Source organism: Janibacter zhaoxuefangae (genome assembly GCF_050271985.1).
Lineage (GTDB): Bacteria > Actinomycetota > Actinomycetes > Actinomycetales > Dermatophilaceae.
The window spans coordinates 2,602,737-2,622,488 of the sequence record NZ_CP189849.1; the positions used below are offsets into that span (position 1 = coordinate 2,602,737).

The 19,752-nt window shown below is 67.0% G+C and carries 24 protein-coding genes and 3 riboswitches; of the genes, 13 read left to right on the top strand and 11 right to left on the bottom strand.

The window, feature by feature from the left end; translation table 11 throughout:
- Nucleotides 1-2: 2 nt before the first annotated feature.
- Nucleotides 3-245: a sulfur carrier protein ThiS gene (thiS, locus tag ACQBAS_RS12255; protein ID WP_427384095.1), complete on the bottom strand. Its 243-nt coding sequence runs from the start codon at nt 243-245 to the stop codon at nt 3-5.
- Entirely contained in the window at nt 242-1,405 is a 1,164-nt protein-coding gene (gene thiO, locus ACQBAS_RS12260) for a glycine oxidase ThiO (protein ID WP_427384096.1), read from the bottom strand. Before thiO ends, thiS begins: the two co-directional genes overlap by 4 nt.
- A riboswitch (TPP riboswitch) is annotated at nt 1,398-1,501 on the bottom strand. (Overlaps the previous gene by 8 nt.)
- 28 nt (nt 1,502-1,529) lie before the next feature.
- Between thiO and thiE the strand changes: the two genes are divergently transcribed.
- Nucleotides 1,530-2,270 (top strand): thiamine phosphate synthase, encoded by a 741-nt coding sequence (thiE, locus tag ACQBAS_RS12265; RefSeq protein ID WP_427384097.1) that lies wholly within the window; start codon nt 1,530-1,532, stop codon nt 2,268-2,270.
- 134 nt (nt 2,271-2,404) lie between these two features.
- Here thiE and ACQBAS_RS12270 read toward each other — a convergent pair whose 3' ends face one another.
- The 3 genes from ACQBAS_RS12270 to ACQBAS_RS12280 form a co-directional block, all read right to left on the bottom strand.
- Nucleotides 2,405-3,139 (bottom strand): energy-coupling factor transporter transmembrane component T family protein, encoded by a 735-nt coding sequence (locus ACQBAS_RS12270; RefSeq protein WP_427384098.1) that lies wholly within the window; start codon nt 3,137-3,139, stop codon nt 2,405-2,407.
- A gap of 136 nt (nt 3,140-3,275) precedes the next feature.
- Nucleotides 3,276-4,913, bottom strand: coding sequence for an ABC transporter ATP-binding protein (locus tag ACQBAS_RS12275; RefSeq protein ID WP_427384099.1), 1,638 nt, complete (start codon nt 4,911-4,913; stop codon nt 3,276-3,278).
- Nucleotides 4,914-4,927: 14 nt separating this feature from the next.
- Complete coding sequence (locus ACQBAS_RS12280; protein WP_427384101.1) at nt 4,928-5,566, bottom strand: ECF transporter S component; 639 nt, start codon at nt 5,564-5,566, stop codon at nt 4,928-4,930.
- A gap of 59 nt (nt 5,567-5,625) precedes the next feature.
- A riboswitch (TPP riboswitch) is annotated at nt 5,626-5,742 on the bottom strand.
- A gap of 71 nt (nt 5,743-5,813) precedes the next feature.
- Nucleotides 5,814-5,911, top strand: a riboswitch (TPP riboswitch).
- Nucleotides 5,912-5,965: 54 nt separating this feature from the next.
- Between ACQBAS_RS12280 and thiD the strand changes: the two genes are divergently transcribed.
- Entirely contained in the window at nt 5,966-6,787 is an 822-nt protein-coding gene (gene thiD / locus ACQBAS_RS12285) for a bifunctional hydroxymethylpyrimidine kinase/phosphomethylpyrimidine kinase (RefSeq protein ID WP_427384102.1), read from the top strand.
- On the top strand, nt 6,787-7,518 hold the full coding sequence (locus ACQBAS_RS12290) for a TenA family protein (RefSeq protein ID WP_427384103.1): 732 nt from the start codon (nt 6,787-6,789) through the stop codon (nt 7,516-7,518). Before thiD ends, ACQBAS_RS12290 begins: the two co-directional genes overlap by 1 nt.
- Before the next feature lie 191 nt (nt 7,519-7,709).
- Here the strand turns inward: ACQBAS_RS12290 and ACQBAS_RS12295 are convergent, their stop codons facing one another.
- Nucleotides 7,710-8,180 (bottom strand): hypothetical protein, encoded by a 471-nt coding sequence (locus tag ACQBAS_RS12295; RefSeq protein ID WP_427384104.1) that lies wholly within the window; start codon nt 8,178-8,180, stop codon nt 7,710-7,712.
- A 91-nt stretch (nt 8,181-8,271) separates the two neighbouring features.
- Here ACQBAS_RS12295 and ACQBAS_RS12300 point away from each other — a divergent pair, with 91 nt between their 5' ends.
- The 8 genes from ACQBAS_RS12300 (at nt 8,272) to ACQBAS_RS12335 (ending at nt 11,969) form a co-directional block, all read left to right on the top strand.
- The gene (locus ACQBAS_RS12300) at nt 8,272-8,418 is read left to right on the top strand and encodes a hypothetical protein (protein WP_427384105.1); all 147 of its coding nucleotides are present in this window, start codon (nt 8,272-8,274) and stop codon (nt 8,416-8,418) included.
- Nucleotides 8,419-8,657: 239 nt separating this feature from the next.
- Nucleotides 8,658-9,242, top strand: coding sequence for a recombinase family protein (locus ACQBAS_RS12305; protein WP_106818252.1), 585 nt, complete (start codon nt 8,658-8,660; stop codon nt 9,240-9,242).
- Complete coding sequence (locus tag ACQBAS_RS12310) at nt 9,239-9,520, top strand: hypothetical protein (RefSeq protein ID WP_427384106.1); 282 nt, start codon at nt 9,239-9,241, stop codon at nt 9,518-9,520. The genes ACQBAS_RS12305 and ACQBAS_RS12310 overlap by 4 nt, the downstream gene beginning before the upstream one ends.
- Before the next feature lie 52 nt (nt 9,521-9,572).
- On the top strand, nt 9,573-9,977 hold the full coding sequence (locus ACQBAS_RS12315; protein WP_427384107.1) for a hypothetical protein: 405 nt from the start codon (nt 9,573-9,575) through the stop codon (nt 9,975-9,977).
- Nucleotides 9,974-10,489 (top strand): GNAT family N-acetyltransferase, encoded by a 516-nt coding sequence (locus ACQBAS_RS12320; RefSeq protein ID WP_427384108.1) that lies wholly within the window; start codon nt 9,974-9,976, stop codon nt 10,487-10,489. Before ACQBAS_RS12315 ends, ACQBAS_RS12320 begins: the two co-directional genes overlap by 4 nt.
- Entirely contained in the window at nt 10,486-10,899 is a 414-nt protein-coding gene (locus ACQBAS_RS12325; RefSeq protein WP_427384109.1) for a hypothetical protein, read from the top strand. The genes ACQBAS_RS12320 and ACQBAS_RS12325 overlap by 4 nt, the downstream gene beginning before the upstream one ends.
- Nucleotides 10,900-10,960: 61 nt before the next feature.
- Nucleotides 10,961-11,461 carry a hypothetical protein gene (locus ACQBAS_RS12330; RefSeq protein ID WP_427384110.1) on the top strand — a complete coding sequence of 167 codons (501 nt, stop codon included), beginning with the start codon at nt 10,961-10,963 and terminating at the stop codon, nt 11,459-11,461.
- Nucleotides 11,462-11,705: 244 nt separating this feature from the next.
- Nucleotides 11,706-11,969 carry a hypothetical protein gene (locus ACQBAS_RS12335; protein WP_239700640.1) on the top strand — a complete coding sequence of 88 codons (264 nt, stop codon included), beginning with the start codon at nt 11,706-11,708 and terminating at the stop codon, nt 11,967-11,969.
- Between the two features lie 91 nt (nt 11,970-12,060).
- On the opposite strand, the gene ACQBAS_RS12340 is transcribed toward ACQBAS_RS12335, so the two are convergent.
- The gene (locus ACQBAS_RS12340) at nt 12,061-13,089 is read right to left on the bottom strand and encodes an IS110 family transposase (RefSeq protein WP_427384111.1); all 1,029 of its coding nucleotides are present in this window, start codon (nt 13,087-13,089) and stop codon (nt 12,061-12,063) included.
- On the opposite strand from ACQBAS_RS12340, the gene ACQBAS_RS12345 reads away from it, so the two are divergent.
- A protein-coding gene (locus ACQBAS_RS12345; RefSeq protein ID WP_169701965.1) for an IS3 family transposase occupies nt 13,082-14,274 on the top strand; the annotation gives its coding sequence in 2 pieces (ribosomal slippage) (nt 13,082-13,366 and nt 13,369-14,274; 1,191 coding nt in all). The genes ACQBAS_RS12340 and ACQBAS_RS12345 overlap by 8 nt on opposite strands.
- 695 nt (nt 14,275-14,969) lie before the next feature.
- The gene (locus tag ACQBAS_RS12350) at nt 14,970-15,710 is read left to right on the top strand and encodes a FadR/GntR family transcriptional regulator (protein ID WP_192912069.1); all 741 of its coding nucleotides are present in this window, start codon (nt 14,970-14,972) and stop codon (nt 15,708-15,710) included.
- A 70-nt stretch (nt 15,711-15,780) separates the two neighbouring features.
- Here ACQBAS_RS12350 and ACQBAS_RS12355 read toward each other — a convergent pair whose 3' ends face one another.
- From ACQBAS_RS12355 to gcvH, 4 genes are read right to left on the bottom strand one after another with little or no spacing between them, the layout of a single operon-like run.
- A complete protein-coding gene (locus tag ACQBAS_RS12355) occupies nt 15,781-17,154 on the bottom strand; it encodes an L-serine ammonia-lyase (protein WP_192912068.1) in 1,374 nt (457 codons plus the stop codon).
- Entirely contained in the window at nt 17,151-18,080 is a 930-nt protein-coding gene (gene lipA, locus ACQBAS_RS12360; RefSeq protein ID WP_192912067.1) for a lipoyl synthase, read from the bottom strand. Before lipA ends, ACQBAS_RS12355 begins: the two co-directional genes overlap by 4 nt.
- A gap of 16 nt (nt 18,081-18,096) precedes the next feature.
- Nucleotides 18,097-19,368 (bottom strand): serine hydroxymethyltransferase, encoded by a 1,272-nt coding sequence (gene glyA, locus ACQBAS_RS12365; RefSeq protein ID WP_192912066.1) that lies wholly within the window; start codon nt 19,366-19,368, stop codon nt 18,097-18,099.
- 1 nt (nt 19,369) lies between these two features.
- Nucleotides 19,370-19,744 carry a glycine cleavage system protein GcvH gene (gene gcvH, locus ACQBAS_RS12370; protein ID WP_192912065.1) on the bottom strand — a complete coding sequence of 125 codons (375 nt, stop codon included), beginning with the start codon at nt 19,742-19,744 and terminating at the stop codon, nt 19,370-19,372.
- Nucleotides 19,745-19,752 lie beyond the last annotated feature (8 nt).

A 19,752-nucleotide genomic window follows, 5' to 3' on the forward strand; every position in this document is an offset into this window, starting at 1 on the left:
GTTCAGCCTCCTTGGACGGCGGTGACGAACTCGTAGCGGGTGCCGGTGGCCAAGGGGGTGCGTGCCCAGAGGCTGCGCGGAAGGACGGCATCGTCGATTGCGACGGCCACGCCGAGAGGAGTGCCATCACGCGCTCGCCCGTCGTCGCCGACATCGCGACCGAGGCGCTCGGCCACCAAGTCGCGGACCGTGACGGCGTCGGGAAGGTCAAGGTCCTCGCCGTTGACGTGGATAACGATGCTCATGAAACCTCCTGGTGTTGGTGCGTGGTGGTGAAACGGGCCGGATCGACGGTGACGAGTTCACCGGCCATGTCCTCGAGCAGCGGTGCCCCGGGGCCGGCGTCGATGAGATCGGCGGTTCGAGCCGCGGCCCAGGCCGAAAGCAGGATGCCGTGACGGTGATAGCCGGTCGAGACGATCACTCGCGGGTCACCCGGCACCGGTCCCAAGAGTGGGAGGTCATCCGGGGTGCCGGGGCGGGCGCGAGCGATCACCTCGCTCAGTTCGGTGTCACGCACGGCGGGAAGGATCTCGGCCGCATCCTGCAACAAGGTCAGCACACCGCCGGTCGACACGCCGGTCATGTCATCCTCGCGGCTGGTGGCCCCGAGCACGAGGCCGCCACCGTCGCGCGGCACCAGATAGACGGCACGACCGCGGACCAGGGCACGGACCGTGTGGTCGAGCAGGTTGTCCTCACCGGGAAGTAGGGCTGTCGCGGGGACGTGTAGGCGCAGGATATCGCCATGGACCGGGCGCAGTGACAGGTTGAGCACCCGGTGGGGTCCGTCAATCTCGGTGGTGCCGAGGCCGGCGGCTAGAACAATCCAGTCGGCGTCGAGCTCATCGGTGGACGAGATGCTGCCGGCCGTGAGGCAGACGGGTGGCCCGTCGCCGGGGCGTCCCGGGCCGGCCAGGGCATCCAGCACGGCGGCGACCAGCGTGCGGGGGTCTACTTGGTGGTCGCGAGCGATGAGCATCGCGCCGGCAACGTGCCGGGCCAGCGTCGGGGCGCGGCGGCGCAGTTGCGCGGCCGGGAGCTCCTCGACCTCCAAACCAACCGCGCGCTGGACATGGGCGAGATCACGCAAGGCCTCGAGATCGGACCGGTCGCGGCCAACGACGAGGGTCGGGTTGTCGCGATAGCCCAGCGGCTTCCCGGTGCGCAGGGCGAGCTCGGCAGCCAGCGAGCGATGGTGGCTCGCGGCGCTCATCATCAATGGCCACAGCGCGTGCTGACCGAACTGGACCTCGCTGGTGGGGGCGAGCATCCCGGCCGCGGCGTGGGTGGCCTGCTCAGCCGTCCCGGTGGAACGGACCTCGACTCGATGACCGCGGCGTCGTAACTCCAAGGCGGTGAGCAGTCCGATGATCCCGGCGCCGACGACGGCGACGTGCTGCACGATGAGTCCTCCTGACGGCGGCATGATCCGCATCCAGTGTTGGTGGTCGGCGCGATGCCCTCTCAGCCCGGCGACCGGGCTCCCACGGAACGAGACCAGCCTACCCGCATGGGAGGCTGGAAGGATGAACGCATCGTCGACGACCGGCCGCACAGTCACCGCTCGGCAAAAACAGCACATCCACGGTGGGCATGTCGAAGCCATGGCGCAGGCACGGCGCGAGCGTCTGCGCGACGCGCGGTTGTACGTGTGCGCGGATCTCTCGCGCGGGCTCGACTGGCTGCTCACGTTTGCCGAGGCAGCATTCGTCGGCGGTGTGGACATCCTGCAGGTGCGCGACAAGGGCGCCGAGGCGCGTGCGGAGGTCGAGGCGCTGCGTGCTCTGCGTCCGATCGCCGATGCGCATGGCGCTCTGCTGGCCGCCAACGACCGGGCCGATGTCGCCGTGCTCGCGGGCGTGGACGTGCTGCACCTGGGCCAGGGCGATCTGACCACCGAAGACGCCCGTGCCCTGGTGGGACCGAACCTGCTGATCGGACGCTCGACGCGTTCCGAGGAGCAGATGCGACAGGCGGCCGACGATGTGGACGTGGACTACTTCTGCACGGGGCCCGTGTGGGAGACGCCCACGAAGCCCGGGCGCGCGGCCGTCGGCTTGGAGCTACCGCGGGCCGCAGCAGCATATGTCGCCGCCGGGGCCGACCCGAAGCCCTTCTTCGCAATCGGGGGCATCGACTCCAAGCGCGTCGCCGAGGTGCTGACCAGTGGCGCGAAACGCATTGTGGTGGTTCGCGCGGTCACTGAGACCGCGGCCCCGCAGGCCGCAGCTGCCGCGCTGCGCCGAGCGGTCATCGACGGAGTGTGAGCGGGTTGGCGCGCTGGCGCCAGCAGGTGCGAGGGGCTGGCGGGTAGATGATCACGGCCCCACCGCGTACTCAGTTTGCCGCAAACGACATGACACGACCCACCGGGCAACCCCACACTCCTCGCGGAGACGGGTCAGATCCAGATGGGGTTCCACGTGCCGGCTGCCAAGGAGGCGCTCACGGCTGCCCCGGCCACCAGGACACTGATCGTCGCGACCCAGACGTCGAGGCCTGAATAGGTGCTGGCCCGCGCCCATGTGCGTTCACCGCCGCCGAAGCCACGGGCCTCCATCGTCACGGCCAGTCGGGTGGCGCGGCGGATGGCCTGGACCATCAGGGCCAGACCCTGCGCCAACTGACCGCGGACCCGACCCCACCAGCCCCCGTGGGCGCCCGCTCCCCGGGCTCGTCGGGCCATGGCCAAGATGCGCCACTCCTTCGTCAGCAGGCCCACCAATCGCATGGCCGCCAGCGCACCCAGGACGAACCGGTGTGGCAACTGGAGCTTTTGTGCCAGGGCATCGGCCAGGTCGGTCGGGTCGGTGCACGTCAGCACCAGGATGCCTGGCAGCGCGATTGCCAGGCTCCGCAGCATGATCGCTCCGCCGGTGGCCAGCGACCCCTCGCTGAAGGTGACGATGCCCAGGTCGACGAGGGTGCGTCCACGGTCCTCGGCCAGCAACGCTGTGCTGTACCCGGCCATCAGGGCGGCGGCAGCGATGGGCCACCCCCGGCGGACCAGACGGCGGTACCCGAGCCCGGTTAGCGGCAGCACAGCCAGCTCGAAGAGCAGGACCACGGTGGCCGAGACCCAGTCCACCGTCACGAGCGTGGCTGCAGTCAGCGCCAACGCGGCGCCGAGCTTCACGACCGGGTTTGCTCGGCCCAGCAGCGCCGTATCCCCACGGCCCGCGTCGGACTCTGGCACTCCTCGCGGCGTCCCTGCCCGCGTCCCCGTCCGTGGCGCTGCAGATGTCGGCGGCCCGATACTCATCCGAGCCCCTTCACGGTCCCTCGACGTGTGAGCGCGGCAACGGACCTCGACCGCTCGTGGGCACCGGCTGCGCGGACAGTGGTGACTCCGGCGCCGGCAGGTCCAGACGGTCGCCACCCAGGGCCGCGACGAACTCGGCGTCGTGGGTGACCGAGACAACGGCGGTGCCGGCATCCAGCAGCTCCCTCAGCACGGTCGCGAGCTCGGCCCATGTGGTGGCGTCCTGTCCGAACGTGGGTTCGTCCAGCACCAGCACGGCCGGGTCGGTCGCAAGGGCGGTGGCCACGGACAGGCGGCGTTTCTCCCCGCCGGAGAGCGTGAACGGATTGGCCTCGACGAGATGATCCAGCCGCAGGCGTTCCAGGAGCTCGGTGACCCGCCCCGGTCTGCCGGCCGGCTCCGGCGCTGGCCGGCCGCGCCACGCACTCCACCGCCCAGGGCGCCGGGCCCGGCTTAACTGCCGCGGTCCGAAGTTCATCTCCTCCTGCACCGTGGTGGTGAGGAACTGGTGCTCCGGTTCTTGGAAGACGGTGCCGATGCGCGTGATGAGCTCGTCCGGCTCCCAACGACGGGGGTCGGGACCGACATGCCCTCCGGGTGCGGTGCCGTGGGAGCGAAGCCGCTCCTGGGCCACGACCGAGCCGCTGTGGGCGGGCAGCAGCCCGGCCAGGGTGAGGGCGAGAGCCGACTTGCCCGCGCCGTTGGGCCCGGTCACGCTCAGGGCCGTCCCTCGCTTCACCTCGACCTCGATGTCCGTGGCCGCCGGTCGTGCCGGACGCCGACGACTCGAGGGTTCCCGGGAGACACCCAGCCGCTGCGCGGACAGCAGCAGCGCCGGGTCCGGGGTGGCCCGACGCGCACCGACCTGCGGCACGTGCCCGGGGACCCACACCCCGGCCGCCACCAGGGCATGGCGCTCGTGAGTCAGCACCTCCTGTGGCGGGCCGTCCCGCACCACGCCACCACCAGCATCGAGCACGACGACACGGTCGATGACGTCGGCCCACACGGCGACCCGGTGCTCCACCACCACCAGCGTGGCGCCGGTGGCCTCCAACGTCCGCACCACGGCATCGCGCACCTCCAGGACGCCTGCCGGGTCGAGGTTCGCGGTGGGCTCATCGAGCAGTAGGGCGCCGGGGCGCATCGCCAAGATCCCGGCCAGCGCGAGACGCTGCTTCTGCCCGCCGGACAGCGCGGACGTGGGGTGATCCAGGGGCAGGTTCAACCCAACTGCCGCGAGGCTCTCGGTGACCCGGGGCCAGATCTCATCCCGCGGGACCGCGAGGTTCTCCGCGCCGAAGGCGACGTCGTCACCGACCCTGGAGAGCACCACCTGGGTCTCGGGATCCTGCTGCACCAAGCCGACGCGTCCACGTTGCGCTGCTGCCGCCGCACCGTCGACGAGCAGCCGCCCCGACTCGGTCTGCTCCTCGTCGTGGTCGGGATCGCCCAGCAGGCCGGCCATACCATGCAGCAGCGTCGACTTGCCGGCACCGGAAGGCCCCAGGAGCAGGACGTGCTGCCCGGGCTCGATCGCCAGGTCGAGGTCGCGGATGGCAGGACGCGGACGGCCGGCGTGCTGCCAACCCCACCCGGCCGCCGTGATGGCGGCCGGGCGGACCCCGGGGGAACTCGACGTTGCCACGGCAGTCGGCGCTCTCACAGAGACGGCTCGGAGGCGGCTCTGCGGGAGGCCAGACCCGACAGCACCCCGGTCCTGCCGAGGGCACGCACGGCCAGCCACGACAACAGACCGGCGATGATCGTCCCGGAGACAGCCGTGAAGACGACGTAGACGATCTTCCACTGCGAGGCCCACTCGACGTTGTACATGATGTTCTCGCTGACCCCCATGGAGACGCCGGCGATGGCGCCGGCGAGCAGCGCCACCGGCAGGGTCCAGCGGCGGTATCGGAAGGCCGCGAAGACCAGCTCCGCCGCGAAGCCTTGGACCAGCCCGGAGATGATGACGGTCCAGCCGAAGTGGGTGCCCAGCAGCGCCTCCACCACGGCGGCCAACAGCTCGCAGTACAGGGCCGCTCCCGGTTTGCGGATGATCAGCCCCCCGATGACGCCGGCGATGAGCCACCCGCCCCCGTAGAGGCCGGCCAGCGGGGGGAAGGCCACCGTGATGGCGGCGATGCCGGCATAGCCTGCCGACCAGCCCCAGAAGACGACGCCGACCGCGACGGCGACGACGGACGCCACGACGATGTCCACGACCCGCCAAGTGGGGGCGGTCTTAGCCGTGCCGGTGGTCGGGACACGGGACGGATTGGGCGGGGGGGTGCTGCTCATGGTGGTTCCTCCTGTGGCTCGACATTCTCAGGAGGGGAGAGCTGCGGCGCGGCGCCGCACGCTCTGAGAACTCGACTCCCTTCGCCGGTCCTAACCGGATCAGGTTCGAGGGTCTGCGGTGGTCCGCACTCTCAGCGCCCGCCGCTGGCTGCGGCGGCGCTCCCCTGTCGCATCTTCTACCGGACCATCGTAACCACGTCCGCGCACCGCTTGGTGATGGACCGCCCCGCCGGGCTCGCGTACGCTGGATGGCGACCCGGGGTGCCGTGCGATGCACGGCTGAGAGCACACCCGTTGAACCTGATCTAGTTCGCACTAGCGAAGGGAACGTCCGCAGATGTCTGTCCCCGCACCTCGTGAGTCGGCCGTCCCATGCCCAGCGCCGCCGGGGAAGCGCTCATGAGCAGACCGACGGTCACACTGACCATCGCCGGTAGTGACCCATCTGGTGGCGCCGGCATCCAGGCGGACCTGAAGACGTTCTCGGCCCTGGGCACCTACGGCACGGCCGTGATCACGGCGCTGACCGCCCAGAGCACCCAGGGTGTCACCGGGGTCCACACCGTCCCGCCGTCTTTCATCGCCGAGCAGCTGCAGACCCTCGTCGTGGACGTGGACGTCGACGCCGTCAAGATCGGCATGCTGGCCAGTGCCCCCATCGTCGAGACCGTAGGGGTGTTCCTGCACCAGCAGGCCGCGATCCGCGCCGAGCAGGTCGTCGTGCTCGACCCAGTGATGGTCTCCACCAGCGGGGACCGGTTGCTGGACGAGGACGCAGTGGCCTTGATGCGTGAGCTGCTGCCGCAGGCGTCGGTCATCACCCCAAACCTGCCCGAGGCCGCGATGCTGCTCAACCAGGACGAGGCCGGTGACCTTGACACCATGCGGGCCCAGGCCCGGGCCCTGCGCGAGGAGCTGGGGGCGGCTCGCGTGCTGCTCAAGGGCGGTCACCTGACCGGTGAAGACGCCACCGACCTATGGCTCGACCAGCACGGGGAGCAACTGCTGCGTCAGCCACGGGTGCCCACCCGCCACACCCACGGCACCGGCTGCACGCTGTCCTCAGCCATGGCCGCCCTGGCATTTCGGTGCGACACCTGGCTGGAGACCGCGACCGAGGCGAAGACGTGGCTGACCGCCGCCCTGGTCCACGGTGAAGGTCTCGAGATCGGCCACGGACCCGGACCCGTCCACCACTTCCACCAGATCTGGAGCGACTGATGACCTACCAGGACACTACGACCACCACCCCCGCCCGGCGGGACACGCCCGACCCCGACGATGTAGGGACGTCCACCTCCGCGGAGACGTTCACCGACGCTGCGTGGGGGGCGATCGCGCCGATCCGGGAGGCAATCGACCGGCTGCCGTTCTTGACCAAGCTGGAGGACGGAACCCTGCCCCAAGAGACGTTCGCCCACTACCTGGCCCAGGACGCGCTCTACCTCGCCGATTACGGCCGGGTGCTGGCCGCCTGCGCCGCGCAGGCCACCGACCCTGACGAGCTGCTCTTCTGGTCGAGCAGCGCGAACACGACCGTGCGTGTCGAGCGCGAGCTTCACGCGGCGCACGTCGACGACTTCACCGCCGCGGAGAAGTCACCCACCAGCACCGCCTACACCTCCTACCTACTGGCCCTGGTCGCCAACGGTTGCTACCCGGAGCTGGCCGCCGGGGCCCTGCCGTGCTTCTGGATCTACGAGGACGTAGGCACCCGCCTCAAGGACCGCGCCGACGACCTGTCGGCTCACCCGTACGGCGACTGGATCAGCACCTACGGCGACCCGACGTTCGCGGAGGCCACCGCGACGGCGCGCTCCATCGCGGACGGTCTGGCCGCGCAGGCCGACCCGGTCACGCTCGAGCGGATGCGGCGGGCGTTCCATCGCGCCTCGCAGTACGAGTGGATGTTCTGGGAGTCGGCGTTCCGGCAGGAGACGTGGCCGATCTGAACACCGCACCGCCGCAGAGAAGCAGTCACGCCGAGATGCTCCCGCCCAGACATCCATAGACCTGCGCCCGGGCCGGTCGCGCCATCCCCGTACGGGGAACGCTTTCCGGTGGCCGATCCTCCCAGCGGAATGGCCGTTCGGCAGTCCTCGGGCGGCGGTTCGATGCCAACCGCCGGGGGCGTGAGGCAGTATCAGCTACCGGTGAGGCGGTCTCGCACTCGCTCGGTGATCTCGACATCGTGCGGGAGGCGGCTCAGTTCCTTGGGATCAATGAGCACGCCATGGTGTCGGAGGGTGTCGGCCAGCTCGGACCAGTGCTCTGCCGCCATGTCGGTACGAGTGTGATTGCCATGGACCTCGTCTGGCCCGACCACTACCCGAGCGTCTGCCGCGATCTCTTCGACGGTCGTCGTCTGCCAGAGATCGGGAGTTCCGGACACGCCCCAGCCGCGGTCATCGAGCAAGGTCAGCCGGCGACCGTCTTCAAGGACGGCCAGGTGCAACGCCGAGAACGACATCTCGCTGGGATCGAAATCGGGTTCGCCGTAGGTGATGTCCATCGCCACCGGTTCGAAGCCTTCCGGAGGAGGACCGTCTATGACCGGGGCATCGCGGACCTCGGGAGGGACGATGATGCTGTCGGCGAGGTCGACGACAGTCAACAAGTGAGTACCAGGGGCCACACCACCGCATCCTGCCACCGCGCCGAAGCAACGTTGCTCAGGCAGCACATCGTGCCTGCAGTCGTCGACGATGATTGGCCTCGAGAACCACGACTTCGTCCAAGGCATGCAGACCGTTGCCTGGACCCTGGCCGTCGTACTCTCCGCCGTTCTCGCCACCATCACTGTGATCGGCCCCGGCGCACCCCTCGACCCCGGCCACATCCGGACCGAGTAACTTGCACGCCCGAGGTCCCAGGTCAGCGACAGCGACAGCGACAGAGTCGGACGGTCCCAGTTGCCGATCCGCTTCCGGTGACGCAGGCCGAAAGCCCTGTGCAGAGGACTGCGGACACTCGTGCAGTCGACTTCGGAAACTGACAGTTCGTCGCACGGCCCAACGCGAAGACGTCGCATTTGACCCGCCCGCGTTAGTCTCGCAGTAACGCGCATTAAACGCGACAAGAGGAGGGGTCGATGCTCATCGGCTACGCACGCGTCTCAACTGAGCGGCAGGACCTTGCTGCCCAGTTGAAGGGTCTGGCCGATCTGGGCGTCGACGCCGATCGGATCTACACCGACAAGCGCACCGGCAGGTCGATGAAGAACCGGCCGGGGCTCACTCAGGCGATCGCCGCCCTTCGTCCGGGAGACGTGCTCGTGGTGACCAAGCTTGACCGCCTAGCGCGGTCGGTGCCTGACGCACGCGACCTCGTCGGTCAGGTCTACGAGAAGGGCGCGGCGCTCCAGTTGGGCCCGTCGCTGCACGACCCGGAGGACCCGGTCGGGAAGTTCCTGTTCAACGCGCTGGCGATGGTCGCCGAGTTCGAGGCCGACTTGAACCGGCAGCGCACGCTGGAAGGTCTGGCGATCGCGCGCGAGCAGGGCCGGCTCAACGGGAAGCCGCCGAAGCTCAACGAGCGCCGCACGAAGAAGCTGCTCCAGGACTACGAGGCCGGCACCGCGACCGTGGGCCAACTCGCCGAGGACTACAACGTCTCTCGGGCAACCGTGTACCGCACGATCAAGCGCGCCAAGGCGCAGGAGGAGGGGTCCCAATGACCGACGACAACGAGCGAGATGCCGAAGGCCGGCACCCCGGCGCGCCCGCGTGGTCCGGTGACCTGGCAGGGGCCTCGACGGCCGCGCTGGAGAGCCACGAGAGCGGCCTGAGGAGCCACATCGGCAACCTCCTCGTGAAGTACGAGGGGCAGAAGCCGGCGGGTCGACAGTGGCGCCCGCGGACGGATGCCGAGCTGCGTGATGCGGAGCTGAACCGCTGGGTCTCTCGCCTCGTCGACGTCGCGAACGAGCGGAGCAAGCGGGAGGGGGCTCAGTGACCCCGATCTACAGAGCGATCAACCGCGCCAGGGTGATGGGAGAGGATTCTCAATGAGTGCCGAAGGGTGGGCCAACTTCATTGCCTTGCTCGCCCTGGCCGGCTCTGCGGTCGGCTTCTGGTTGAATCGCCGCGAGATCAGGGGTCTCAGGGATGCGGCAGCGGAGGTGCGCTGGAGCCTCAGCCCCGCAGGGGACGATCGGGATCGCCTCTTGTTGACGAACCTCGGCACGAACACAGCCCACGAGGTGGAAGTGGACTGCGTGAACGCCGTGAAGGTCTACTTCGAGCCCGGCGACATCGGAGGCCGCAGCGGCCGGATCGTTTCGACCGTCACGGCCTGGGGCCTTGGCCCTCGAGAGCTGGTTGTCTCATGGTCGGCGGCGCCCGGCGTTGAAAGGGCGACTTGGCGACACCCGTTCACGCCGACGAGCCCGATATCGAAGGAGTCTCAGTGACCACGCCGACGTTTGAAGTCGTTGAGGCTGACTTCGAGGATCATGCGTTGGTGGCTTTCCTGCGGGAGCACCTGGACGACATCGCTCCGACAGCGCCCGATGAAAGCCAGCACGCGTTGGATGTAGACGCCCTGCGCGACCCCAGCGTTCAAATGTGGGTTGCAGTTGAAGATGAAGATGTCATCGGAACTGTCGCCCTGGCGGCGATGGCCGAGGGTCACGAGGAACTGAAGAGCATGAGGACTGCGCCGGCTCGGCGCGGAGCAGGCGTCGCGTCCCGGTTGCTTGGCCACGCACTTCACGATGCGCGATTGCGGGGTGTGAAGAGGGTGTCGCTGGAGACTGGGAGTATGGCCTTCTTCGCTCCAGCCCGCGTCTTCTATCGCAAAGCTGGCTTCACTGATTGCGAACCGTTCGGGACGTACGAGGACGATCCGAACAGTGTGTTCATGACTTTGGTGCTCGAGGAATCCAGGGCCGAGCCCCAGGGAGACATGGAGGTGTCTCAGTGACCACGCCCACTAGCTCCTGGCAGAACTGGGAGGCGCGACCTGCCTTCCGAACTAAGGACAGGGCCACGTGGGTCTACCCGTTCTACGCCTTGGGGGCCCACGGCGAACGCTATGAGGGTGGAACTCTCGATGCCTACGACATCGAGGTGGCTCTCGAAGACATCGAGCATCCCCCGGGGGCGCGTCACCGCATCGGTCGGCTGACCTGGAATCGGAGAACGATCCAGGACATCAGGGTCGATGAGAAATGGCACGGCCAGGGGATCGCCAAGGAGCTGCTCCGGTTGGCGCGCGAGGTCGAGCCGAACCTGCGACACGCACCGCCTGCTCACCGCAGCAAGGACGGGGAGCAGTTCGTCCGTGCGACCGACCCTGACGAGGCTGCCCCGGATGAGGATTTGTCGCAGTGACCACGCTAAGGCACCACGAGGAGGCGAGGTGACTTTGGACCGGGCTTCTGCGGCTGCTCAAATGCCCATCGTCGAGGCCGCGTGGAGATTCCTTCGGCCGCTGTACGGCAGGCGTGACCTTCGCGGAGCGTGGCCGCTTGTACATCCGACGTTGCGTCTCTGCTGGGTTCAATGGTGGCTCAGCGCGAACCGTGCAGCGATTGAGGACCAGGGACTCGATGTCGAGGAGGTTGCACACGCGCTGACCGAGCGCGAGCCCGAACATTGGCTGTGGACACACTTCCAGCGAGTCCTGACGCGCGATCTCGCTACAGCATTCCCAATCGACGTCGAGGTCGCGGGCATTGGCGCAGCGGCCAGACCCATGGGAGTCGATCTCGAACTGCTGTACGTGCATGCTCAAGTGCCCCCGAGCGGGGTGTGGGAGGACGGTGCCGAAGCTGAGGTGCTGCCACTCCTCATGCAGCTGGTTGGCGACGAGTGGCAGGTGATGAACCTCGGCTACGAGGCTGTGCCGATCCCCGGCTGGCCCCCTCAGCTATGGATCAGTCCGTCTCAGTGACCACCGCTAACGTCACGGCATGCGCTTGAACCGACCGTCGCTGCTCGCTGGACTGGCGTTGATCCTCGCCGGGTGTGGGACGGCTGAGGCTGGACCAGTTGCTGACACATCGCCGGCAGCCCCGTCCACGACCTCGACTCTGAGCGCTTCGTCGTCTTCACGCGGGCCACAGTGTGCTGGCGCGTCTTCTGCGGCGATCAAGGCCATCAACGAGAGGGTCCAGGCCAAGGGCGGCGGGAGCTCCGTGACCTCTGCTGTCGTGTGGGCGGACCCGAACGCCGACGCATGGTGGATCGTCGGCGCGTTCGATGGACCAGCGGGTGAGGGCGAGGCAGCCCTGGGGTCCTGGGCAACCACGAAGGACCCGACGAGTGGAACCTTCGATGGTCCGGTGTACGCGATCGACGGAGGTGCGCGCTCCTTCTCCGACGCGCCGCCCAACACGGTCGTCGAGTACGACCCCACGAAGGTCCCTGCTCTGGGCTGCTGGAACCGGTTGAATCACTGACTCACGCCCGGCCTGAGAAGTCCACGGCTACGCGGTCTAGCCTCATTGGGGTAGACCGCCGACGGCCTCCGAGGGATGCTTCTATGTCGTGTCAAGCAGCTGGCGCGAGCACTTCTGGTCCTGGGTGGGTCGCGGCGAGGGTGCGGAAGATCTGCCGTCCGACGTAGCGCTTGAGGCAGCGTCGGATTTCCTTGCTGGTCTTGCCCTCGGCCAGGCGCCGTTGGACGTAGGCCCGGGTGTCTGGGTCAGTTCGCATGCGGGTCAGCACGATGGTGTTCAGTGCCCGGTTGAGCCGGCGGTCGCCGCCGCGGTTGAGGCGGTGACGCACGGTGTTGCCGGACGAGGCGGGGATTGGTGCAGTGCCGGCGATCGCGGCGAAGGCCGCTTCGCTACGGATGCGTCCAGGGTGGGACCAGACGGTCAGGATGATGGCTGCGGTGACGGCGCCTACGCCGCGCAATTCGAGGAGCTCGGGCGCCTCGGCGGTGACGATCTCGGTCAGTCGCTGACGGTTCTCGAACAGCTCCTCATCGAGCACGAGCACGCGCTTGGCCAGTCGGACTGCCTCAGCGCGGGCGGTCGCCGTCCCGATCCCTTCCTCGCGACGTCGCCATCCAGCGATGGTGGTGACCTGCTGGGAAGTCAGAGACTTTCGGGCATCGACGCCGAGGTCGTGACTGCGCAGCATCGAGGTCAGTGCGTTGATGCACCTGGTCCGCTCGACGTTGAGGTGCTCACGGGCGACGGTGAGGACCCGCAGCGCGGTGTGCGCTTGACCGGCGCGGCGATCACGTAGCGAGGCCAGCGGCATGACCAAGCTGGCACGGGCAGCGAGGACAGCGTCAAGAGCGTCGGTCTTCCCGCGGCCACGTTCGCGCCGAGGGGTTGGTGCTTCGACCACGCGGTAGCCCGCATCAGACAGGACGTCGCTGAGAACAGCCCCGTAGGAGCCAGTTCCTTCGGCGGCGATCAGCACCGAGTCGAGATCACCTTGGGTGCGGCGACCGATCCAGTCCCTCGCGCGACGCAGCCCGGCCGGGGAGGGGACTGCTGCACGAATAGGTGACAACTGAACTGGCTTGCCCGACGGGCAGGCTTGAGAGGATGTCGCTGTGCCCAAGCCCTACCCCCGCGAGTTCCGTGACGACGTTGTTCGTGTCGCCAGGAGCCGGGATCCGAAGACCCCGCTGGAGCAGATCGCGAAGGACTTCGGGATCCACCAGACCACGTTGAACTCCTGGATGCGCGCCGCCGACGTCGAAGACGGCACCAAGCCCGGGATGACCGAGGACCAGAACGCCCAGCTACGCGAGTTGAAGCGGCGCAACCGGCTCCTCGAGCAAGAAGTCGAGGTGCTGCGCCGGGCGGCTGCCTACTTGTCGCAGGCCAATCTGCCGGGAAAATGATGTACCCGCTCGTCCGCGAGCTGGCCGTCGACGGGATCCCCGTCACGGTGACGTGCCGGGTACTCAAGATCGCTCGCCAGCCCTACTACCGCTGGCTCCAGGCGCCGGTCACCGACGCAGAACTGGTCGAGGCCTACCGCGCCAACGCGCTGTTCGACGCCCACAAGGACGACCCGGAGTTCGGGTATCGGTTCCTGGTCGACGAGGCCGCTATCGCAGGTGAGGCGATGGCGGAGCGGACAGCGTGGCGGATCTGTTCCCAGCTGGGGTGGTGGTCGGTGTTCGGCAAGCCCAAGCACGGCAAGGCGAAGAAGCCCGGTCCACCGGTCCACGACGACCTGTGCGCCGTGGTCGACAAGCACGGCGTCGTCCGGCACGAGTTCAAGGCTGATGCCGCGAACGAGTTGTGGCTGTCGGACATCACGGAGCATTGGACCGCGGAAGGCAAGCTCTACGTCTGCGCGATGAAGGACGTCTACTCCAACCGGATCGTGGGCTACTCGATCGACTCGAGGATGAAGTCGCGACTGGCGGTCGCGGCGCTGAACAACGCGGTCGCCAGGCGCGGCGACGTGGCCGGCTGTGTGGTTCACACGGACAGAGGATCGCAATTTCGAAGCAGGAAATTCGTCCACGCACTCAACCGGCACGGCATGGTCGGATCCATGGGCCGCGTCGGTGCGGCCGGGGACAACGCGGCCATGGAGAGCTTCTTCTCACTGCTCCAAAAGAACGTCCTCGACCGCCGCGCCTGGGCCACCCGCGAGGAGCTCCGGATCGCGATCGTGACCTGGATCGAGAGGACCTACCACCGACGCCGACGCCAGGCCGGCCTCGGACGATTGACCCCTGTTGAATACGAAGCCATCATGACCACGCCCGCCACTCAGGCTGCGTGACCCAACCTGTCACCCGTTCGTGCAGCAGTCCCGAGGTCGGGAAGGTGGCTTGGTCGAGCAGTGCCCCGCGGTCATCGACGACGGCGTAGCTGTGGGTTGCGGCGTGGGTGTCGACCCCTACGACGTAGCGGTAGGTCTCAGCCACCGTGACCGGCAGACTGGGCATGCGATGTTCTCCTCACTTGTTCGGGTTGGACGTCGTTGCCGGCGTCAGCCCGGGTGAGAAGTCACGACGAGGCGGGCCTGTAATGAGTCACACCACCGGGACGGCAATCCCGTTGGTGGACATGCTTCTGATCAAGCCATCGTTGTGGGCCAGGGTCGGCGCCGGCACCCAGCGCACGCTGGACAGATCCCAGGCATGACACCCCCAAGGGGGGTCAGGCGATTCAGGAGTCACAACGCGCACCGGGTGACCGACGCCAACCCTGCCAGCCAGCCCCAGGCCAGCCGAGACGAAGACTTACAGGCTATTCAGATCCCGACGCGGCCTGGAAGGCGACTGCACTTCGTCGAGTCCCTATAACGGATAGCCAACGAGCAAATAGTGGCGGTACGTGCCACAGGTCCTAAGCGGCGCCGCTCGAGGAATGGCCCCGGACTCGACGCCAACGTGTCAGCGGGATCAGCCCGGCTTCCTTGGTGCGGTTTGCATACCAAGGGACCTTAGGGGTCGGACGAGTATGGTGCAAGCGATGTCACATGACGATTTCCTCGTGGCCCCGCTTCACACGCCGCCCGCATACGCGGCCGTCGTGGAGCGGATCCAGCGCGCCTTGACCCTGGGGCTGCTTGTTCCAGGAGATCGGCTTCCAGCCGAACGAGCTCTTTCTCAGGGTATGGGCGTGTCCCGGGTGACAGTCCGAGAAGCGCTGCGAGTCCTGCAGGGCGAGGGCTTGTTGGTGACTAGACGTGGCAGCGGCGGGACAACCGTGGCACCCAACATCGACGGTCTGCGAGGCGCAGATTCCGGACATGAAGAAAGGGTCCGTGAGGTCTTCGAGTTGCGATTGGCGCTGGAGTCCACGGCCGCACGACTAGCCGCCGAACGACACCTTGAAGTGGACCTCGACGAGCTGACCGCTTGTCAGGCTGCTATGGCCAGAAGCACTGACGTACACAGTTTCCGCCGGGCAGACTCGAAATTTCACCTGACCGTCGCGCGAATGAGCGGCAATCACCTCCTCCGACAAGCCATCGAAGACGCCCGAGCGGTAGCCTTCTCCACGCTTGATCGGCGCTCATTTACACCGCTGCAGCGATCGTCCATCCATGACCACGCCGCCGTACTGCAGGCTATCGAGCGACGCGAACCACCAGCTGCAGCTGACGCGATGATGCTTCATATCGTGCGGGCTCGTGCTGAGGTGGAATCGATCCTGAGCCACACTGAGCAGGAACGTGCTCTGCATCGCAGGGGAGAGCGCACCCCCTAGTTCCGATTCCGCAGGCAGGTCGACGCAACCGTTGGTGGCCTCAAGCGCCGTCGGTGTTCACTGAGGCTTGTTAGCATTCGATCAGGTTGACGGCGAGGCCGCCACGCGAGGTCTCCTTGTACTTAGAGAGCATGTCGCGGCCGGTGTCGCGCATCGTCCGGATTGCCTTGTCGAGGCTCACCTTGTGCGAACCGTCTCCGCCCAAAGCTAGCCGTGCCGCGTTGATGGCCTTGACCGAGGCGATCGCATTGCGCTCAATGCACGGGATCTGCACCAGGCCGCCGATGGGGTCACAAGTCAGTCCTAGATTGTGCTCGATGCCGATTTCGGCGGCATTTTCTACTTGTTCAGGAGTTCCGCCCAGCGCTTCACACAGGGCCCCAGCAGCCATGGAGCAGGCCGATCCGACCTCGCCCTGGCAGCCGACCTCGGCCCCTGATATAGACGCATTCTCTTTGAAAAGGATGCCGACGGCCGCAGCTGTGAGCAGGAAACGCACGATCCCATCGTCGTCCGCGCCGGGCACGAACCGCACGTAATAGTGCAGCACAGCCGGGACAATCCCCGCCGCGCCGTTAGTCGGTGCGGTGACAATGCGTCCGCCGGATGCGTTTTCTTCGTTCACGGCCAACGCGAATAAGTTCACCCAATCCATGACCCTCAAGGGGTCATCGGATCCCCGCCCGCTCGTGAGGTCGCGGTATAGTTCTGGTGCTCTCCGGGGCACGTTGAGCCCGCCGGGGAGGACGCCCTCTCGGCGGCACCCTGTCTCCACACAAGCCGCCATTACCGACCACAAATGAAGTAGACCCTGTCGGATCTGCGCCTCGGTGCGCCACGCCAGCTCGTTGGCCAGCATCACGTCGCTGATGCTCAGACCCTCACGGGCGCAGATGGACAGGAGCTCCCGGCCGGTGGTGAAGGGAAAGCGGACAGGGGTCGAATCTGGCACCAGGCGGTCGGCGCCTGTTGCGCTTTCGTCGACGACGAAGCCGCCGCCCACGGAGTAGTACGAGCGTTCGGCCACGATGAACCCGCCAGCGTCGTAGGCCTCGAAGGTCATTCCGTTGGGATGCGCAGGCAGTGACTTGCGTCGGTGCAGCACCAAATCTGTCTTGGAATTGAACCCGACCTTGTGCGTGCCGGCAAGCGTGATCACCCCGTCGGCGTTGTTGCGGGCGACTCGGGCATCAACGGTATCTGTGTCCACCTCGGCCGGGTCTTCACCCTCCAAACCCAGGATGACGGCCTTAGGCGAGCCGTGGCCGCGACCAGTGGCCCCGAGAGAACCAAACAACTGGGCCCGTACTCGCCTGACGTCACCCAACGTCCCCGTGGCCACAAGATCATCGACGAAACGTTTGGCGGCGCGCATAGGGCCGACCGTGTGTGAGGACGAAGGTCCGATTCCGATGGAGAAGAGGTCGAACGCACTGAGTGTCATCGATGGTTCCTCCGGTTCATGGCCAAGTTGTACAGGCGACCCGCACGGTAGGACGAGCGGACCAGCGGACCGGACAGGGCGCCGGAGAACCCGATCTGGTCGGCCTCGTCCTTGAGCTCCACGAACTCCTGGGGCTTGACCCACCGCTCGACGGGGTGGTGGCGCAGCGAGGGGCGGAGGTACTGGGTGATGGTGATCAGCTCGCACCCCGCCTCGTGGAGGTCGCGCAACGCCTGGCTGACCTCCTCGCGGGTCTCGCCCATGCCGAGGATGAGGTTGGACTTGGTCACCAGTCCGAAGTCGCGTGCCTGGGTGATGACGTCGAGGGAGCGCTCGTAGCGGAACGCCGGACGGATGCGCTTGAAGATGCGGGGGACGGTCTCGACGTTGTGCGCGAGCACCTCGGGACGGGACTCGAAGACCTCGCGCAGGAGGTGCGGCTCACCGTTGAAGTCGGGGATGAGGTTCTCCACGCCGGTGCCAGGGTTGAGCTCGTGGATCGCGCGGACCGTCTCGGCGTAGAGCCAGGCGCCACCGTCGGGCAGATCGTCGCGCGCGACCCCGGTGATGGTGGCGTACTTCAGCTCCATCTTCTGCACCGACTCGGCGACGCGGCGGGGCTCGTCACGGTCGAGGGGCTGCGGCTTGCCGGTGTCGATCTGGCAGAAGTCGCAGCGGCGGGTGCACTGGTCGCCACCGATGAGGAAGGTGGCTTCCTTGTCCTCCCAGCACTCGAAGATGTTGGGACAGCCCGCGGACTGGCACACCGTGTGCAGGCCCTCGGACTTCACCAGGCTCTGCAGCGCGGTGTATTCCGGTCCCATCTTCGCCCGGGTCTTGATCCACTCCGGCTTGCGCTCGATCGGGGTCTCGGAGTTGCGTACCTCGAGCCGCAGCAACTTACGCCCCTCCGGCGGGAGGTTCATAGTTGCGCTAGTCATCCTAGAGCTCCGGGTACAGCGGTCGAGCGGCCGCTAGGTTGATTACGCGGTCACGTAACCGGTTCGCCACCTTGTCGTCGAACGCTGGCACCAGCGACTCGGCGATGATGTCACCGACCTCCGCGAAGTCCTGCTCCGTGAACCCCCGCGTAGCGAGCGCCGGGGTGCCGATACGCAACCCCGAGGTGACCATCGGCGGGCGGGGATCGAATGGCACGGCGTTCCGGTTCACAGTGAGTCCAATTGAATGGAGCCGGTTCTCGGCCTCCTGACCGTTGAGCTCCGACTCACGAAGGTCTACCAGCACCAGGTGGACCTCGGTGCCTCCTGTGAGCACCGATACCCCGGCCTCTGCCATGCCTGGAGCAGCCAGCCGATCGGCAATGATGCTTGCCCCCAGCAGGGTGCGGATCTGTCGGTCGCGGAACTCTGGCGACGCGGCCATTCTGAAACCCACGGCCTTCGCCGCGATCACGTGCTCAAGAGGCCCACCTTGTTGGCCGGGGAATACGGCGCTGTTGAGTTTCTTTGCCAGATCCGCACGATTCGTGAGAATGACACCACCGCGGGGCCCGCCGAGCGTCTTGTGGGTGGTGGTGGTCACGACATCAGCAAAAGGCGTGGGGTTGGGATGCTGGCCAGCCGCGACGAGGCCGGCGAAGTGGGCCATGTCGACCATGAGGTACGCGTCCACCTCATCGGCGATCTTGCGGAAATGGGCGAAGTCCAGGTGGCGCGGGTAGGCCGACCAACCGGCTACGATCAGTTTCGGCCGATGTTCGACCGCCAATCGCTGTACTTCCTCCATGTCCACGCGGTAGGTGGTGTCGTCGACGTGATAGGCCGCGACGTTGTACAGCTTGCCTGAGAAGTTGAGGCGCATGCCGTGAGTGAGGTGTCCGCCATGTGCCAGGTCCAGACCGAGGATGGTGTCACCCGGCTGGAGCAGGGCGGCCATGGTGGCGGCGTTAGCCTGGGCGCCAGAATGGGGCTGAACGTTGGCGTGCTCCGCGCCGAACAGCTCCTTTACTCTCGAGATGGCGAGCTGCTCGATGGTGTCGACGTGCTCGCATCCCCCGTAGTAACGCCGTCCGGGGTAGCCTTCCGCGTACTTGTTCGTCAGGACCGACCCCTGAGCCTCCATCACCGCAACGGGTGCGAAATTCTCGCTTGCGATGAGTTCCAGGGTGGACTGCTGACGGTCTAGTTCCGCTCGGATCGCGGCGTGAACTTCCGGGTCGTAGGACGCCAAAGACTCGTTAAGCATGGTCATCTCAGCCCTCGGTCGTAAGTTTGGCGTAGGCCGTAGCATCCAGCAGCGGGGCTTCGCCCTCTAAGCGCATGACGAAAAGCCATCCGGTACCAAACGGGTCGTCGTTGAGCAGTTGCGGGTTGTCCACGACCGCCTGGTTGATCTCGACAACTTCTCCGTTAGCAGGAGAAAAGAGATCGCTGACGGACTTTGTGGATTCAAGCTCGCCGCAGGGCTCGCCAGCAGAAAGTTTGCTGCCGATGGCCGGGAGCTCGATGAACACGACGTCGCCGAGGGCTTCGGATGCGTAAGCGGTCACTCCGACGCGCGCGTTGTCGCCGTCGACCTTGAGCCACTCGTGCTGGTCGGTGTAGCTGAGGTCAGTTGGGATGGTCATAGGAATCT

Excerpts from the sequence above, each read along its gene's own strand:
- thiS (WP_427384095.1), bottom strand. The coding sequence starts at position 245 with ATGAGCATCGTTATCCACGTCAACGGCGAGGACCTTGACCTTCCCGAC.
- thiE (WP_427384097.1), top strand. The coding sequence starts at position 1,530 with ATGAACGCATCGTCGACGACCGGCCGCACAGTCACCGCTCGGCAAAAA.
- ACQBAS_RS12280 (WP_427384101.1), bottom strand. The coding sequence starts at position 5,566 with ATGAGCAGCACCCCCCCGCCCAATCCGTCCCGTGTCCCGACCACCGGC.
- thiD (WP_427384102.1), top strand. The coding sequence starts at position 5,966 with ATGAGCAGACCGACGGTCACACTGACCATCGCCGGTAGTGACCCATCT.
- ACQBAS_RS12290 (WP_427384103.1), top strand. The coding sequence starts at position 6,787 with ATGACCTACCAGGACACTACGACCACCACCCCCGCCCGGCGGGACACG.
- ACQBAS_RS12300 (WP_427384105.1), top strand. The coding sequence starts at position 8,272 with ATGATTGGCCTCGAGAACCACGACTTCGTCCAAGGCATGCAGACCGTT.
- ACQBAS_RS12305 (WP_106818252.1), top strand. The coding sequence starts at position 8,658 with ATGCTCATCGGCTACGCACGCGTCTCAACTGAGCGGCAGGACCTTGCT.
- ACQBAS_RS12310 (WP_427384106.1), top strand. The coding sequence starts at position 9,239 with ATGACCGACGACAACGAGCGAGATGCCGAAGGCCGGCACCCCGGCGCG.
- ACQBAS_RS12315 (WP_427384107.1), top strand. The coding sequence starts at position 9,573 with ATGAGTGCCGAAGGGTGGGCCAACTTCATTGCCTTGCTCGCCCTGGCC.
- ACQBAS_RS12330 (WP_427384110.1), top strand. The coding sequence starts at position 10,961 with ATGCCCATCGTCGAGGCCGCGTGGAGATTCCTTCGGCCGCTGTACGGC.
- ACQBAS_RS12350 (WP_192912069.1), top strand. The coding sequence starts at position 14,970 with ATGTCACATGACGATTTCCTCGTGGCCCCGCTTCACACGCCGCCCGCA.
- ACQBAS_RS12355 (WP_192912068.1), bottom strand. The coding sequence starts at position 17,154 with ATGACACTCAGTGCGTTCGACCTCTTCTCCATCGGAATCGGACCTTCG.
- lipA (WP_192912067.1), bottom strand. The coding sequence starts at position 18,080 with ATGAACCTCCCGCCGGAGGGGCGTAAGTTGCTGCGGCTCGAGGTACGC.
- glyA (WP_192912066.1), bottom strand. The coding sequence starts at position 19,368 with ATGACCATGCTTAACGAGTCTTTGGCGTCCTACGACCCGGAAGTTCAC.
- gcvH (WP_192912065.1), bottom strand. The coding sequence starts at position 19,744 with ATGACCATCCCAACTGACCTCAGCTACACCGACCAGCACGAGTGGCTC.